This window comes from Streptomyces sp. NPDC007872 (genome assembly GCF_042868165.1).
In the GTDB taxonomy this organism is placed as follows: Bacteria; Actinomycetota; Actinomycetes; order Streptomycetales; family Streptomycetaceae; genus Streptomyces.
In genome coordinates, this window is sequence record NZ_JBIAEA010000002.1 from 884,434 (window position 1) to 900,469 (window position 16,036).

The window sequence follows — 16,036 nt, forward strand, 5'->3', positions numbered from 1 at the left end:
CCCTCCTACCACCGGCCCCCGCCGGGGCCGGCCGCCCTCGGGGGGCGGCCCGGGGGGGGTTGTGGTTGTTCGGGCCCCCGGGCCCCGGGGGGTGGGGGGGCGGTCCGCACGCCCCACACCCCCTCCCCCCCCCCGAGCGGCTCCCTCAGCCCGCCCCGTGCGGGGCCCGGCGGAAGCGGGCCGTCAGGGCGCCGCGGCGCTCCGACCAGCGGGCCGTCGTCTCCGCCCAGCGGGCCGAGGCCGCCCAGCGGACCCGGACCGCCGAGCGGGGGGCGAGCAGGGCGCGCAACCGGGTGCGACGGTCCGCGCCCGCGTGGAAGCCCGCCCGGACCCGCCCGGCCTCCTCGGCCAGGTCCGCGACCGGCTGCGGCCGGGGCGCGTACAGCACCTCCTCCACCGCCCGCGCCACCCGGTGCACCGCGTCGGTGGACTCGCCCCGCAGCTCGCCCAGGCGCACGATCCGCGCCGCCGCGCGCCGGGGCGTCTGCGACTCGTCCGGCTCGACCCCGTAGTCCCAGGCCGTGTCGTTGACCTCCCGCCAGACCGCGAGCGTCCGCGCCGCCGTCCCTCCGGCGCCCCGCGCCGCGACCCGGCCGGGCCGTCCCCCGGCGGGTGCCGCTCCGGACGGCGCCGTCTCCTCCGGGTCCCACGACCCGGCCGGCCCGAGCCGCCGGGAGCGGGTCCGGATCCGCCAGAACAGCGGAAGCAGCGGCAGGACCAGGAGCGCGACCACGCCCAGGACGACCAGGGCCGTGTTCAGCGGGTCGGGACCGGAGTCCTCCGGGGCCGCCCCGGCCACCGCCGGATCCGGGCCGCAGTCGCCGAGCTTGCGCATCTGCGGCGTGCAGCCGTCCGAGGCGCTCGGCGCGGCGGACGGCTGCGCCGAGGCGCTCTGCTGCGGCTGCGCGGGCGCGGTGGCCGAGCCCGAGGGCGTGGTCGCCCGGGCGTACGCCGGGGTGGAGCCCCGCGCCGGGGTCGGCTCGAACCGCGTCCAGCCCGCCCCCTCGAAGTACAGCTCCGGCCACGCGTGCGCGTCCCGGATGCCGACCGACACCGATCCGTCGGTCTGCGGCGTGCCCGGCATGAAGCCCACGGCCACCCGGGCCGGGATGCCGAGCGAGCGGGCCATCGCCGCCATCGAGAAGGAGAAGTGGACGCAGAAGCCCTCCTTGTCCTTCAGGAAGCGGGAGACCGCCTGCACCCCCGTGCCGGACTTCACGTCCACGTCGTAGCGGAAGCCGCCGTCCCGGGCGAACCAGTCCTGGAGCCGCACCGCCCGCTCGTAGTCGTTGCGCGCGCCCTCGGTGACCTTCAGGGCCGTCGCCCTCACGTCGGCCGGCAGCGACGGGGGCACCTTGGTGTACTCGGCGCGCAGCTCCTGCGGGGCGGGTCCGGCGGCGGCGAGCTGCTCCGCCGTCGGCCGCACGTCCAGACTGGCCACCTGGTAGCGGGCGCCCCGGGTGGTCTGCTTGCCGTCGCCGACCAGCATCCGGCCGGCCGGCTCGTACCGCCAGTTCCCCTCGACGTCGACCCGGGCGGCCGGGTACGGCATGGGCAGCCACTTCTGCTCGTAGTTCCCGGAGGCGACGAAGTTGCCGGTCACCTCGGTGACCCGGACGTCCTGCGCGAGCCCCTCCGGCCACGGGAGCCGCTCCGGCACGTCCACGATCGGACGGACCGAGGACTTCCACGACAGGCCGTCGAACTGGTCGAGCGCGACGAGGCGCAGGTACATGCCGCTGGTGTCGGTGGCGTTGGTCCGGTAGCGCAGGACCTCCCGGTCCTCCTGCTGGCGCAGGTCGTCCTGGAGGGAGACCAGGGGGTTCACGGTGGAGATCGTGCCGCCCCCGCCGCTGCCCCCGGACCCCTCGCCGCCCCCGCCGTTCAGGAGGAGGCCGCCGTTCAGACCGGGCAGCGCGAACGGCACCACGAGCGCGACCCCCATGGCCACGGCCCCGATCCGGCGCCCGGTGCGGACCGGCGCGAAGGACGGACCGCCGCTGCCGACGGTGGTGCCGGGCCGGCCGGTGCGCTGGGCGCCGCCGAAGACCCGCCCCCACTGCGAGAGCCGGTCCCGGCCCTCGGCGAGGAGCAGCAGCAGATAGCCCGCCCCCGCCAGGAGGAACCAGAGCCCGCCCGCGCCGCCGCCGGAGAGGCCCGCCGCCACCGAGTACAGGGCGAGCAGCGGCAGACCGGCCGGGGCCGCCCTGCGGAAGGTGACCGCGAGGGCGTCCACCAGGATCCCGATCACGACCACGCCGCCGACCAGCATGAGCCGGATGCCCTCGGTGTCCGGCGCGGGGACCGCGTACCGGCCCACGTCCTCGGCGCCCGTCCGGAACAGCTCGGCGGCGTACGTCACCGCCCGCGGCCCCGGGAAGAGCCAGAGGACCGCCTGCTCGCGGGCGAAGAGCGCGGTCAGTGCGAGCAGCGCGACCACGGCCTGGGCGGCCGGGGTCAGGGACCGGGCCGGCGCCGCCCGCCGGACCAGCGTGCCCGTTCCGCTCACCAGGGCGAGCACGAAGGCCGCCGTGAAGATCCAGGTCGCCGGCTTCACCAGCGGGAGCAGGGCCCCGGCCGCCATCAGGGTGGCGGCCCAGGAGGCCAGCGTCAGCCGTGCGCGCCCGCTCATGCCCATCCTCCGTAGGGGGTGTCGGCGGCGGCCTCCGCGCGGACGCCGGCCGCCTGCTGCCACAGATCGGCGAGCCGCGCCCCGGGCGGGGCGGCGATCGCCGTCCAGCCCGCCTCGCGCAACTGCCGCAGACGCTTCTCGACCGCCCCGGAGACCGAACCGCCGGTCAGCCAGGCGCCGGAGTCCAGGACGAAGGCGACGGCCGCGCCGGTGCGCCCGTGCATCCGGGCCACGAGCGCGGCCTGCTCCTCGTCGAGGTCGCCGAAGAAGGCGACGAGCAGCCCGTCGCCGCCGGTCCGCAGCACGTCGGAGGCGCGCGAGAGCCCGGCCCCCTCGGAGTGGTCGACGACCGCGAGGGTGTCCATCATCAGACCGGCCGAGTCCGCCGGGTCCTGCACCGAGCCGCCGAAGCCCTCGGCGCCCTCGCCGGGGACCGCGCTGCCGGTGTCGGTGAGCAGCCGGACCGTGTAGCCGCGCTCCAGCATGTGGACGAGCGCGGAGGCGGCGCCGGAGACCGCCCACTCGAAGGCGGAGTCGGGCCCCGCGCCCCGGTAGGCGACCTCGCGGGTGTCGAGGAGGACGGTGCAGCGGGCGCGCTGCGGCTGCTCCTCGCGGCGGACCATCAGCTCGCCGTAGCGGGCGGTGGAGCGCCAGTGCACCCGGCGCAGGTCGTCGCCGTGGCGGTAGGCGCGGGGGATGACGTCGTCGTCGCCGGCGAGGGCGAGCGCCCGCCGCTGCCCCTCGCCGTACCCGGCGGACTCGCCGAAGGGCCCGACCGGCGGCAGGGCCTCGGTCCTGGGCACGACGGTGAGGGTGTCGTACGCGCTGAAGGAGCGGGTCAGCTCGCACATCCCGAAGGGGTCGCTCAGCCGCAACTGGAGCGGCCCGAGCGGGAAGCGTCCGCGCAGGTCCGAGCGGACCCGGTAGGACACCTCGCGCCGCCCGCCCGCCTCGACCCGGTCGAGGACGAAACGCGGGCGGGACCCCAGCATGTACGGCACGTGGTCCTGGAGCATGAGCAGCCCGGTGGGCAGCTTGGAGACGTTCTCCATCCGCAGCCTGACCCGGGCCTCGGTGCCCGTCTCCACCCGCTGCGGGGTGAGCAGGCGCGAGGTCGCGACCCGGTAGCGGGTCCGGTGCAGCACCAGGACGCAGATCAGCGGCAGGACGGCGAGCAGCAGCCCGACGCGCAGCAGGTCGGCCTGGCCGAGGACGTACGCGCAGACGGCGGCGGCCACCCCGGCGGCGAGGAAGGAACGGCCGCGGGTGGTCAGGCCGCTCAGGGCGGCCCGCAGCCCGCCCCGGTCGTCGTCGCCCCGCTGCCCGTCCGGCACGGCGGCGCTCGTCATCACAGCCGCCGGGCGCCGGGCTGCTGGCCGTAGAGCGGCCCGGCGGGCGGGGCCGCGGCCGGTACGGGGGTGCGCTGCAGGATGTCCTGGACGACCTGCTCGGCGGTGCGGCGGTTGAGCTGGGCCTGCGCCGTCGGCAGCAGCCGGTGGGCGAGGACGGGCGCGGCGAGCTCCTGGAGGTCGTCGGGCAGCACGTACGCGCGGCCGCTGAGCGCGGCGGAGGCCCGCGCGGCCCGCAGCAGGTGGAGGGTGGCCCGCGGGGAGGCGCCGAGCCGCAGGTCGGGGTGGGTGCGGGTGGCGGCGACGAGGTCGACCGCGTACCGGCGCACGGCGTCGGCGACGTGCACCGCGCGCACCGCCTCGATCAGCTTCAGGACGTCGTGGGCGTGCGCGACCGGCTGGAGGTCGTCCAGCGGGTTGACCGCGCCGTGCACGTCGAGCATCTGGAACTCGGCCTCGGCGCTCGGATAGCCGATGGAGACCCGGGCCATGAAGCGGTCGCGCTGGGCCTCGGGCAGCGGGTAGGTGCCCTCCATCTCGACCGGGTTCTGGGTGGCCACGACCATGAACGGGCTGGGCAGCTCGTACGTCTGCCCGTCGATGGTGACCTGCCGCTCCTCCATGGACTCCAGGAGCGCGGACTGGGTCTTCGGCGAGGCGCGGTTGATCTCGTCGCCGATCACGATCTGGGCGAAGATCGCGCCCGGCTTGAACTCGAACTCCCGGCGCTGCTGGTCGAAGATCGACACGCCCGTGACGTCCGAGGGCAGCAGGTCCGGCGTGAACTGGATGCGGCGCACCGAGCAGTCGATGGACCGGGCCAGGGTCTTGGCCAGCATGGTCTTGCCGACGCCGGGCACGTCCTCGATGAGGAGGTGCCCCTCGGCGAGCAGCACGGTCAGCGAAAGCCGTACGACCTCGGGCTTGCCCTCGATCACGCTCTCCACCGACCTGCGGACGCGCTCCACAGTGGCGGTCAGATCAGTGAGGCTCGCTCGATCGTCATAGGTCGTCACCCGGCCCTCCTCGGCCTTCCGAAACACATGGACACCCGCCCCCGGTGGGATCTTCGTGAGGTGTCCACCCGGGCATTCTTGTTGGCGCGGCCGGGTCGTGTCACTCGGCCGCCGGCAAGTACGGAGGAAATGCCGGAGTTTCGACCGTTAAACCCGGTCGGCGGCGCGGGTCCGCGCGGCCCGGCGCGGGACGGGGCGGGGAGCGTCAACGGGCCGCTGTGTGAGGTGACCCACAGGAGGGAGAGACGCGCCCCGAACGAGTGAGCCGCCCGGAATGTCCGACGGAACCGCCGGGGCCGTGCGACGCGCCAGCGGGTTGATTGACCGGCGGGTCCCGTGGACTAAAGTGACGCGAAGTTCACGGAGACAACGAGCGATTTCCGCGGTTTCTCCCCCATGTGCGCGGCGGTACCCACGGCTCGGCCTCCTCCCGCTCGCCGGTCGGCCGACGCGCCCTTCCGGCGCCGGACGACCGCTTCTCCCCAGCGAGCGGGCGGGGACCCGGCGGTACGTGCCCCCGTGCCCGAATTGAGAAGGCGCATTGAGCAACGACCGACACGTCCCGGTGATGCTCCAGCGGTGCCTGGACATGTTGGCCCCCGCCCTGGAGCGCCCCGGCGCGGTCGTCGTCGACTGCACCCTGGGGCTCGGCGGCCACAGCGAGGCCCTGCTGAAGCGGTTCCCCGAGGTGCGGCTCGTCGCCCTCGACCGGGACAAGGAGGCCCTGCGGCTCTCCGGCGAACGGCTCGCCCCCTACGGCGAGCGGGCCACCCTCGTCCACGCGGTGTACGACGAGCTGCCCGAGGTCCTCGACCGGCTCGGCATCCCGCGGGTGGACGGCGTCCTGTTCGACCTGGGCGTCTCCTCCATGCAGCTCGACGAGGCCGACCGCGGCTTCGCCTACGCCCAGGACGCCCCGCTCGACATGCGCATGGACCAGTCGACCGGCATCGGCGCGGCCGAGGTGCTCAACACCTACCCGCCCGGCGAACTGGTCCGCATCCTGCGCGCGTACGGCGAGGAGAAGCAGGCCAAGCGGATCGTCTCCGCGATCGTGCGCGAGCGCGAGAAGGAGCCGTTCACCACCAGCGCCCGGCTCGTCGAGCTCATCCGCGACGCCCTGCCCCAGGCCGCCAAGCGCACCGGCGGCAACCCGGCCAAGCGCACCTTCCAGGCCCTGCGCATCGAGGTCAACCACGAGCTCGACAGCGTCGAGAGGGCGATCCCGGCGGCCGTGAAGGCCCTCGCCGTCGGCGGCCGGATCGCCGTCCTCTCGTACCAGTCCCTGGAGGACCGGATCGTCAAGCAGGTCTTCGCGGCCGGCGCGGCCACCACCGCCCCGCCCGGCCTGCCGGTCGTCCCCGAGAAGTACCAGCCCCGGCTGAAGCTGCTCACGCGCGGCGCCGAGCTGCCCACCGAGGAGGAGGTCGCCGAGAACCGGCGCGCCGCCCCGGCCCGGCTGCGGGGCGTCGAGCGCATCCGGGAAGACGTCCTGTGAGCACGGCGAAGGGGCCCCTCAAAGGGCGGGCCGCGCGGCTCGGACGGCTCATGCCGTCCGGTCCCAGCACGGCCGCCCGCACACCCTTCGTCCTGCTCGTCGTCGTGCTGCTCGGCGGCGGCCTGATCAGCCTGCTCCTGCTGAACTCGGCGCTCAACCAGGGCTCCTTCAAGCTGAACGAGCTGAAGAACGAGACCACCGAGCTCACCGACGAGGAGCAGGCGCTCCAGCGGGACGTGGACGACTACGCGGCCCCCGACGCCCTGGAGCGGCGGGCCCGCGAGCTCGGCATGGTCCCGGGCGGCAGCCCCGCCTTCCTCGGCCCGGACGGCAGGGTCCTCGGCCGCCCCTCCGCCGCCCCCTTCCCGACGGCGAACCCGGTGCCGACGGCCTCCGCCACCTCCCCGGAGCCGCCGACGGGCACGGCCGGCACCGGCACGGACCCCACCGGCACCGGCCCGGCGCCGACCGCGCCCGCGTCCCCCGCAACCGCTCCCACGACCTCCGGCAGGTGACCGAGCAGTGCCCCCCCAGGAGCCCCCGCGCCGCCGCGTCCCCGGTCCCGCCCGGCCCGCCCGGCCCCGGCCGGGCCGGGCGGCCTCCGTCGGCACCCGCACGGCCCGCCCCGCGCCGCGCCCGGCGGCCGGGGCCGGGCGGCCCGCGCCCCGGCCCCCGGCCCGCAGGCCCCGCACCATCAAGCTCGGCAGCCCCCGGCCCCGGCTGCGCCTGGTCTCCCTCGGCCTGACCCTCGTCATGCTGGTCTTCGTCGTCCGGCTGCTCCAGGTCCAGGCCGTGGACGCCGACGCGTACGCGGCCAAGGCCGACAAGTACCGCTTCCAGGAGTACACGCTCTCCGCCGAGCGCGGCGAGATCACCGACCGCAACGGCATCGCGCTCGCCGCCAGCGTCGACGCGTACGACATCACCGCCGACCCCAAGCTCTTCACCCCCGAGGAGAGCAAGGTCGCGGACGCCCCCGAACAGGCGGCCGCCCTCCTCGCCCCGATCCTCGGCAAGCCGCCCGCCGAGCTCGCCAAGAAGCTCCGCACCCCCAAGTCCCGCTACACCCTGCTCGCCCGCAAGCAGACCCCCCAGGTCTGGAACCAGATCAAGGACCTCAAGAAGGTCTACGGACAGAAGTCCCAGCCCGCCGCCGGGGGCAACGGGATCAACCTCCTCGGCGGCGTCCTCAGCGAGCCCAGCACCAAGCGCGTCTACCCGAACGGCGAACTCGCCGCCGGGATACTGGGCTACGTCAACGCCGAGGGCCGGGGCGCCGGCGGCCTGGAGTCCATGCTCGACCCGCGGCTCGCCGGCAAGGACGGCAAGATCCGCTTCACCCAGTCCGGCGGCCGCCAGGTGCCCACCGCGGGCTCCCAGGGCACCCCCGCCGTCCCCGGCTCGAACATCGAGCTGACCATCGACCGGGACATCCAGTGGGCCGCCCAGCAGGCCATCACCGAGCAGGTGAAGAAGTCCAGGGCCGACCGCGGCTACGTCATCGTGCAGGACACCCGCACCGGCGAGGTCCTCGCCATGGCCAACGCCCCCGGCTTCGACCCCAACGACCTCTCCGCCGCCAACGCCGCCTCCATGGGCAACGCCGCCCTCCAGGACGCCTACGAGCCCGGCTCCACCAGCAAGGTCATGTCCATGGCCGCCGTCCTGGAGGAGGGCAAGGCCGCCCCCGACACCCACGTCACCGTCCCCAACCGGCTCCACCGCGGCGACCGGCTCTTCAAGGACGACATCGACCACCCGACCTGGTACCTGACGCTCAACGGCGTCCTCGCCAAGTCCAGCAACATCGGCACCATCCTCGCCACCGGCCGCCTCGGCGCCACCCAGGCCGAGTCGAACAAGGTGCTCCACTCCTACCTGCGCAGGTTCGGCATCGGCAGCCCCACCGGCCTCGGCTACCCCGGGGAGACCCCCGGCATCCTCGCCGGGCCCGGGGACTGGTCCACCTCGCAGCAGTACACGATCCCCTTCGGCCAGGGCCTCTCCCTCAACGCCATGCAGGCCGCCTCCGTGTACTCGACCATCGCCAACGGAGGCGTACGGGTCGCCCCCACCCTCGTGCGCGGCACCAAGGGCCCCGACGGACGCTTCGCCCCGGCCCCCCGGCCCGAGGAGTCCCGGGTGGTCAGCGAGAAGACCGCCAAGACCCTCGCCGCCATGCTGGAGTCCGTCGTCGACGACCGGGAGGGCACCGGCACCCGCGCCGCGATCCCCGGCTACCGCGTCGCCGGCAAGACCGGCACCGCCAACCGCGTCGACCCCGAACTCGGCCGCTACAAGGGCTACACCGCCTCCTTCGCCGGCTTCGCCCCCGCCGACGCGCCGCGCGTCACCGTCTACTGCGCCATCCAGAACCCCACCAAGGGAAGCTACTTCGGCGGCCAGATCTGCGGACCCATCTACAAGAAGGTCATGGAGTTCGCCCTCAAGACCCTCCACATCGCCCCCACGGGCAGCGGCCCCGCCCGACTGCCGGTCGTCTTCGATCCCACCCCGTGACACTCCGGGAGCACCAGTGACAACGATCACCCCCCATTCCGGGAACCGGAAATCGAACTCCGGCGAGGCCCCGGCCTCTTTTGGCCCCCCACAGGGTGGGCCCGGTACGCTCACCGCCGTGCCACACGCTGATCAGTACCGAACCACCCCGCCACGGCCGGAGCGGGTCCGCCCGACACCCCTGGGCGACCTGGCCGCGCACCTGGGGACCGACACCCCGGGCGACGCCGAGATCTCGGGCATCACCCACGACTCCCGGGCCGTGCGCCCGGGGGACGTCTACGCCGCCCTGCCCGGCGCCCGCCTCCACGGCGCCGACTTCGTCGCCCAGGCCGCCGGACTCGGAGCCGCCGCGATCCTCACCGACCCGGCGGGCGCCGAACGCGCCGCCGCCACCGGACTGCCGGTCCTGGTCGTCGAGGACCCGCGCGCCCGGATGGGCGAACTCGCCGCCGAGATCTACGGACGGCCCGGCGCCGACCTCCTGCGGATCGGCATCACCGGCACCTCCGGCAAGACCACCACGGCCTACCTGGTCGAGGGCGGCCTGCGCGGCGCCGGACGGCGCACCGGACTCGTCGGCACCGTCGAGATGCGGATCGGCGACGAGCGCATCAAGTCCGAGCGCACCACCCCCGAGGCCACCGACCTCCAGGCCCTCTTCGCCGTCATGCGCGAACGGGGCGTCGAGGCCGTCGCCATGGAGGTCTCCAGCCACGCCCTCGTGCTCGGCCGGGTCGACGGCTGCGTCTTCGACGTCGCCGTCTTCAACAACCTCAGCCCGGAGCACATGGAGTTCCACTCCGACATGGAGGACTACTTCCAGGCCAAGGCCGGGCTCTTCACGCCCGAGCGCAGCCGCCTGGGCGTGGTCAACCTCGACGACGCGTACGGCCGCAGGCTCGTGAAGGAGGCCGGCGTCCCGGTCCTCACCTTCTCCGCCGAGGGCCGCGCCGACGCCGACTGGCGCGCCGAGGACCTCGTCCTGGGCTCCCACGACTCGACGTTCACCGCCGTCGGCCCCCGGGGCGAGCGGATCCCCGCCACCGCCCCGCTGCCCGGCCCGTTCAACGTCGCCAACACCCTCGCCGCCATCGCCGTCCTCGCCGCCGCCGGCCTCGACCCGAAGGCCGCGGCCGAGGGCGTCGCGGCCGTCCCCGGCGTCCCCGGCCGCCTGGAGCGCGTCGACGCCGGCCAGCCGTACCTCGCGGTCGTCGACTACGCGCACAAGACGGACGCCGTCGAATCGGTCCTGCGCTCCCTGCGCGAGGTCACCGAGGGCCGGCTGCACGTGGTCATCGGCTGCGGCGGCGACCGGGACGTCACCAAGCGCGGCCCGATGGGCGCCGCCGCCGCCCGGCTCGCCGACACCGCCGTCCTGACCTCGGACAACCCCCGCTCCGAGGACCCCCTCGCCATCCTCACCGCCATGTTCACGGGCGCCGCCGGGGTCCCCGCGGAGGAGCGCGGCGAGGTGCTCGTCCTCGCCGACCGCGCCGCCGCCATCGCCGCGGCCGTCGCCCGCGCCCGGCCGGGCGACACCGTCCTGGTCGCGGGCAAGGGACACGAACAGGGCCAGGAGATCGCCGGGGCCGTCCGCCCCTTCGACGACCGCGAGGTCCTGCGCGCCGCGATCCTCGGCCGGAAGACCCCGGCCGCCCCGCCGACCAGCAGTGCCGAAGCCAGCCACCAGAACAGTCAGGGATGAAGCAGTGATCGCCCTCTCCCTCGCCGAGATCGCCGAAATCGTCGGCGGGCAGGCGCACGACATACCGGATCCGGCCGCCCGGATCACCGGGCCCGTCGTCATCGACTCCCGCGAGGTGCGGGCCGGCAGCCTCTTCGCCGCCTTCGCCGGTGAGCGCGTCGACGGCCACGACTACGCGGCGCGCGCCGTCGAGGCGGGTGCCACGGCCGTGCTCGCCGCCCGCCCCGTCGGCGTGCCCGCGATCGTCGTGGACGACGTCCAGACCGCCCTCGGGGCCCTCGCCCGAACGGTCGTCGAACGCCTCGGCACCGATGTCGTCGCCCTCACCGGATCGGCGGGCAAGACCTCCACCAAGGACCTGATCGCCCAGGTCCTGGAGAAGCACGCCCCCACCGTGTGGACGCCCGGTTCGCTCAACAACGAGATCGGCCTGCCCCTCACGGCGCTCCGCGCGACCGACGAGACCCGGCACCTGGTCCTGGAGATGGGCGCGCGCGGAATCGGCCACATCCGCTACCTCACCACCCTCACCCCGCCCCGCATCGGCCTCGTCCTCAACGTGGGCTCCGCCCACATCGGCGAGTTCGGCGGCCGGGAGCAGATCGCCCTGGCGAAGGGCGAGATGGTCGAGTCGCTCCCGACCGAGGCCGAGGGGGGCGTGGCGGTCCTCAACGCCGACGACCCCCTCGTGCGCGCGATGGCCGACCGCACCAAGGCCCGCGTGACCCTGTTCGGAGAAGCGGACGAAGCGGCCGTACGTGCCGAGAACGTCCACCTCACCGAGACCGGGAGGCCCTCTTTCCGCCTTCACACACCCACCGGGTGCAGCGACGTGACCTTGCGCCTGTACGGTGAGCACCACGTGTCGAACGCGCTCGCCGCGGCCGCCGTCGCGCACGAGCTGGGCATGCCTGTCGAAGAGATCGCCACCGCGCTCTCCGAGGCCGGCTCCCTGTCGCGCTGGCGCATGGAGGTCACCGAGCGTCCGGACGGCGTGACGATCGTCAACGACGCCTACAACGCGAACCCCGAGTCCATGCGGGCCGCCCTGCGCGCGCTCGCGGCCATGGGCCGGGCCGCACAGGCCCGGGGGGCCCGTACGTGGGCGGTGCTCGGCAAGATGGCCGAGCTCGGGGACGCATCGCTCGTCGAGCACGACGCGGTCGGACGGCTCGCCGTCCGGCTCAACGTCAGCAAGCTCGTGGCGGTCGGGGACAGGGAAGCGTCCTGGCTGCAACTGGGCGCATATAACGAGGGTTCGTGGGGTGAGGAGTCGGTGCACGTGTCCGACGCGCAGGCGGCGGTCGACCTGTTGCGCAGTGAGCTGCGCCCGGGGGACGTCGTCCTTGTGAAGGCTTCCAGGTCGGTCGGTCTCGAACAGGTCGCCCTGGCTCTCCTCGACACCGAGGGCGAGGTCACCGGCCGATGAGGCAGATCCTCTTCGCGGGGGCCATCGGGCTCTTCCTGACCCTGATCGGCACCCCGCTGCTCATCAAGCTGCTCGCGCGCAAGGGGTACGGGCAGTTCATCCGGGACGACGGCCCGCGCGGCCACGCCGGGAAGAAGGGCACGCCCACCATGGGCGGCATCTCCTTCATCCTGGCCACGCTCATCGCGTACGCGCTGGCCAAGGTCATCACCGGTGAACCCGTCTCGTACTCCGGCGTGCTCGTCCTCTTCCTGATGGCGGGCATGGGCCTGGTCGGCTTCCTCGACGACTACATCAAGATCGTCAAGCAGCGGTCGCTCGGTCTGCGGGCCAAGGCGAAGATGGCCGGACAGCTCATCGTGGGCATCGCCTTCGCGGTGCTCGCGCTCCAGTTCTCCGACTCGCGCGGACTCACCCCGGCCTCCGAGAAGCTCTCCTTCATCACGGACTTCGGCTGGACCATCGGCCCGGTGCTCTTCGTGGTCTGGGCGCTCTTCATGATCCTGGCCATGTCCAACGGCGTGAACCTGACGGACGGTCTGGACGGCCTGGCCACCGGCGCCTCCGTGATGGTCTTCGGCGCGTACACCTTCATCGGGCTCTGGCAGTTCCAGGAGTCCTGTGCCAACGCGCTGACCCTCACCAACCCCAACGCCTGCTTCGAGGTCCGCGACCCGCTGGACCTCGCGGTCGTGGCCTCCGCCCTCATGGGAGCCTGCTTCGGCTTCCTGTGGTGGAACACCTCGCCCGCCAAGATCTTCATGGGCGACACCGGCTCGCTCGCCCTCGGCGGCGCCCTCGCCGGCCTCGCCATCTGCTCCCGCACGGAGCTCCTCCTCGCGCTGCTCGGCGGCCTGTTCGTGCTGATCACGATGTCCGTGGTCATCCAGGTCGGCTCGTTCAAGATGACCGGCAAGCGCGTCTTCCGGATGGCCCCCCTCCAGCACCACTTCGAACTCAAGGGGTGGTCCGAGGTCCTGGTCGTCGTCCGGTTCTGGATCATCCAGGGCATGTGCGTGATCGTGGGCCTGGGCCTCTTCTACGCGGGATGGGCAGCGGACAAGTGACAGAACGGCTCGACTGGAACGGCAAGAACGTCACCGTCGCGGGACTCGGCGTCTCCGGCATCCCGGCCGCCCGCGTCCTGGGCGCCCTCGGCGCGCGCGTGACCGTCGTCAACGACGGCGACGACGAGCGCTCCCGGGCCCAGGCGGCCGCACTGGAGGCCGAGGGGATCACCGTCCGCCTCGGCGACGGCGACACCCTGCCGACCGGCACCGAGCTGATCGTCACCGCCCCCGGCTGGCGCCCCGACAAGCCCCTCTTCACGGCCGCCGCCGAGGCGGGCGTGGAGGTCTGGGGCGACGTCGAACTGGCCTGGCGGCTCAGGGGCCCCGGAGCCGCCCCCTGGCTCGCCGTCACCGGCACCAACGGCAAGACCACGACCGTGCGGATGCTCGCCTCGATCCTGGAGGCGGCCGGACTGCGGACCGCCGCCGTCGGCAACATCGGCGTCTCGCTCCTCGACGCCGTCCTCGGCGAGCGGGAGTACGACGTGCTCGCCGTCGAACTCTCCAGCTACCAGCTCCACTGGGCGCCCTCGGTCCGCGCCCACTCGGCCGCCGTCCTCAACCTGGCGCCCGACCACCTCGACTGGCACGGCTCCATGGAGGCGTACGCCGCCGACAAGGGCCGGATCTACGAGGGCAACCGGATCGCCTGCGTCTACAACACGGCCGACAAGGTGACCGAGGACCTGGTCCGCGAGGCCGACGTCGAGGAGGGCTGCCGCGCGATCGGCTTCACCCTCGGCACCCCCGGCCCCTCCGAACTGGGCGTCGTCGAGGGCCTCCTCGTCGACCGGGCCTTCGTCGAGAACCGGCGGGAGAACGCCCAGGAGCTGGCCGAGGTCGCCGACGTGCAGCCCCCGGCTCCGCACAACATCGCCAACGCCCTCGCGGCCGCCGCCCTGGCCCGCGCCTTCGGCGTCGACGCCAAGGCCGTACGGGACGGCCTGAAGGCCTTCCGGCCCGACCCGCACCGCATCGAACGGGTCGAGGAGGTCGGGGAAGTCACCTACGTCGACGACTCCAAGGCCACCAACACCCACGCGGCGGAAGCCTCGTTGGCGGCCTACGACCCGATCGTCTGGATCGCCGGCGGCCTCGCCAAGGGCGCGACCTTCGACGAGCTCGTCCAGAAGTCCGCGCAGCGGCTGCGCGGGGCCGTCCTGATCGGCGCCGACCGGGCCCTGATCCGCGAAGCCCTGGCGCGACACGCCCCGGAGGTCCCGGTGGTCGACCTCGACCGGACCGACACTGGGGCGATGTCCGAGGCGGTCCGCGAGGCGGCCCGGCTCGCCCGCCCGGGGGACACGGTCCTGCTCGCCCCGGCCTGTGCCTCGATGGACATGTTCACCAACTACAACGAGCGCGGCGAGGCCTTCGCGGACGCGGTCCGCGCCCTCGCCGCCGCCGGGGACGCCTGACCCGACCAGTGGGAGGGTCCGGCCGCACCGGACACGACCGGAGGGGACGGCGACCATGCCGAGCAAGACCGCCGGGACGCGCCGGCCCTCCGCCGCACGCGGCGGGGGGCGGGCTCCCGCGCCCCCGCGGCGGGCGCGCGGCGGAGGGATCCGGGGACTCCACGAGCGGGCCAGGAAGGCCTGGGACCGCCCTCTCACGGCGTACTACGTGATCATCGGCGCCGGGATGCTCATCACCGGCCTCGGGCTCGTGATGGTCTACTCCGCCTCGATGATCACCGCGCTCCGCTACGAGCTGGTGCCCTCCTACTTCTTCCGGAAGCAGTTCTTCGCCGCGCTCCTCGGCACCGGACTGCTCTTCCTGGCCTCCCGGATGCCGGTGAGGCTGCACCGGGCGCTCGCCTACCCGATCCTGGTCGGCGCGGTCTTCCTGATGGCCCTCGTGCAGATCCCCGGGATAGGGCACGCGGTCAACGGCAACCAGAACTGGATCTCCCTCGGCGGCCCCTTCCAGCTCCAGCCCAGCGAGTTCGGCAAGCTGGCGCTGATCCTGTGGGGCGCCGACCTGCTCGCCCGCAAGCAGGACATGCGGCTCCTGACCCAGTGGAAGCACATGCTGGTGCCGCTGGTCCCGGGCGCCTTCATGCTGCTCGGACTGATCATGCTCGGCGGCGACATGGGCACCTCGATCGTCCTCGCCGCGATCCTCTTCGGCCTGCTCTGGACGGCCGGCGCGCCCACCCGGCTCTTCGTCGGGGTGCTCACCGTCGCCGGCGCGATCGGCGTGCTGCTCATCAAGACGAGCGCCAACCGCATGAAGCGCTTCCAGTGCATCGGCGCGTCCGACCCCGGCGGCGACGGAGCCCCCTGCCTCCAGGCCGCGCACGGAATCTATGCTCTGGCGTCGGGCGGATGGTTCGGATCCGGGCTCGGTGCGAGCGTGGAGAAATGGGGCCAACTGCCCGAGGCGCACACCGACTTCATCTTCGCGGTCACCGGTGAGGAACTGGGCCTCGCGGGGACGCTGTCGGTACTCGCCCTGTTCGCGGCTCTAGGCTATGCGGGTATCCGCGTGGCCGGAGGCACGGAGGACCCCTTCGTGAGGTTCGCCGCGGGAGGTGTGACCACCTGGATCACGGCGCAGGCCGTGATCAACATCGGTGCGGTGCTCGGCCTGCTGCCGATCGCCGGTGTCCCGCTCCCGCTGTTCTCCTACGGAGGGTCGGCCCTGCTGCCGACCATGTTCGCCGTCGGGCTCCTCATCGCCTTCGCGCGACAGGAACCCGCCGCGAAAGCGGCCCTGGCCATGCGCCGCCCCGGTTGGGGCAAGCGGGTCGGGAAGAGATGGAAGTCGATGCGACGGCGCGTGAAGAAGCGTCCGTCCGGAGAGCGGTGA

11 protein-coding genes are annotated in these 16,036 nt (G+C 73.8%); 8 read left to right on the forward strand and 3 right to left on the reverse strand.

Translation table 11 applies throughout. The features are described 5' to 3' along the window. Nucleotides 1–145: 145 nt before the first annotated feature. Genes ACFYNX_RS09160 through ACFYNX_RS09170 form a run of 3 tightly spaced genes read right to left on the reverse strand, consistent with a single transcriptional unit; the run spans nucleotide 146 to nucleotide 4,997 of the window. Nucleotides 146–2,632 carry a transglutaminaseTgpA domain-containing protein gene (locus tag ACFYNX_RS09160; protein WP_388659246.1) on the reverse strand — a complete coding sequence of 829 codons (2,487 nt, stop codon included), beginning with the start codon at nucleotides 2,630–2,632 and terminating at the stop codon, nucleotides 146–148. After that, nucleotides 2,629–3,981 carry a DUF58 domain-containing protein gene (locus ACFYNX_RS09165; RefSeq protein ID WP_388659249.1) on the reverse strand — a complete coding sequence of 451 codons (1,353 nt, stop codon included), beginning with the start codon at nucleotides 3,979–3,981 and terminating at the stop codon, nucleotides 2,629–2,631. The genes ACFYNX_RS09160 and ACFYNX_RS09165 overlap by 4 nt, the downstream gene beginning before the upstream one ends. Beyond that, a complete protein-coding gene (locus ACFYNX_RS09170; RefSeq protein ID WP_365541027.1) occupies nucleotides 3,981–4,997 on the reverse strand; it encodes an AAA family ATPase in 1,017 nt (338 codons plus the stop codon). Before ACFYNX_RS09170 ends, ACFYNX_RS09165 begins: the two co-directional genes overlap by 1 nt. A gap of 541 nt (nucleotides 4,998–5,538) precedes the next feature. On the opposite strand from ACFYNX_RS09170, the gene rsmH reads away from it, so the two are divergent. Genes rsmH through ftsW form a run of 8 tightly spaced genes read left to right on the forward strand, consistent with a single transcriptional unit; the run spans nucleotide 5,539 to nucleotide 16,036 of the window. After that, entirely contained in the window at nucleotides 5,539–6,495 is a 957-nt protein-coding gene (rsmH, locus tag ACFYNX_RS09175; RefSeq protein WP_365541025.1) for a 16S rRNA (cytosine(1402)-N(4))-methyltransferase RsmH, read from the forward strand. Then, a complete protein-coding gene (locus ACFYNX_RS09180; protein ID WP_388659252.1) occupies nucleotides 6,492–7,010 on the forward strand; it encodes a septum formation initiator family protein in 519 nt (172 codons plus the stop codon). The genes rsmH and ACFYNX_RS09180 overlap by 4 nt, the downstream gene beginning before the upstream one ends. Before the next feature lie 7 nt (nucleotides 7,011–7,017). Then, nucleotides 7,018–9,015: a peptidoglycan D,D-transpeptidase FtsI family protein gene (locus ACFYNX_RS09185; RefSeq protein WP_388659255.1), complete on the forward strand. Its 1,998-nt coding sequence runs from the start codon at nucleotides 7,018–7,020 to the stop codon at nucleotides 9,013–9,015. A 16-nt stretch (nucleotides 9,016–9,031) separates the two neighbouring features. Then, nucleotides 9,032–10,723 (forward strand): UDP-N-acetylmuramoyl-L-alanyl-D-glutamate--2,6-diaminopimelate ligase, encoded by a 1,692-nt coding sequence (locus tag ACFYNX_RS09190; protein ID WP_388659258.1) that lies wholly within the window; start codon nucleotides 9,032–9,034, stop codon nucleotides 10,721–10,723. A 4-nt stretch (nucleotides 10,724–10,727) separates the two neighbouring features. Beyond that, entirely contained in the window at nucleotides 10,728–12,152 is a 1,425-nt protein-coding gene (gene murF / locus ACFYNX_RS09195) for a UDP-N-acetylmuramoyl-tripeptide--D-alanyl-D-alanine ligase (protein WP_125664543.1), read from the forward strand. Beyond that, complete coding sequence (gene mraY / locus ACFYNX_RS09200) at nucleotides 12,149–13,219, forward strand: phospho-N-acetylmuramoyl-pentapeptide-transferase (protein WP_062756489.1); 1,071 nt, start codon at nucleotides 12,149–12,151, stop codon at nucleotides 13,217–13,219. Before murF ends, mraY begins: the two co-directional genes overlap by 4 nt. Further along, nucleotides 13,201–14,640 carry a UDP-N-acetylmuramoyl-L-alanine--D-glutamate ligase gene (gene murD / locus ACFYNX_RS09205; protein ID WP_388659262.1) on the forward strand — a complete coding sequence of 480 codons (1,440 nt, stop codon included), beginning with the start codon at nucleotides 13,201–13,203 and terminating at the stop codon, nucleotides 14,638–14,640. Before mraY ends, murD begins: the two co-directional genes overlap by 19 nt. 55 nt (nucleotides 14,641–14,695) lie before the next feature. Further along, a complete protein-coding gene (ftsW, locus tag ACFYNX_RS09210) occupies nucleotides 14,696–16,036 on the forward strand; it encodes a putative lipid II flippase FtsW (RefSeq protein WP_365541017.1) in 1,341 nt (446 codons plus the stop codon).

Coding starts and splice junctions, on each gene's coding strand:
- ACFYNX_RS09160 (WP_388659246.1), bottom strand. CDS start 2,632: ATGAGCGGGCGCGCACGGCTGACGCTGGCCTCCTGGGCCGCCACCCTG.
- ACFYNX_RS09165 (WP_388659249.1), bottom strand. CDS start 3,981: ATGACGAGCGCCGCCGTGCCGGACGGGCAGCGGGGCGACGACGACCGG.
- mraY (WP_062756489.1), top strand. CDS start 12,149: ATGAGGCAGATCCTCTTCGCGGGGGCCATCGGGCTCTTCCTGACCCTG.
- murD (WP_388659262.1), top strand. CDS start 13,201: ATGGGCAGCGGACAAGTGACAGAACGGCTCGACTGGAACGGCAAGAAC.
- ftsW (WP_365541017.1), top strand. CDS start 14,696: ATGCCGAGCAAGACCGCCGGGACGCGCCGGCCCTCCGCCGCACGCGGC.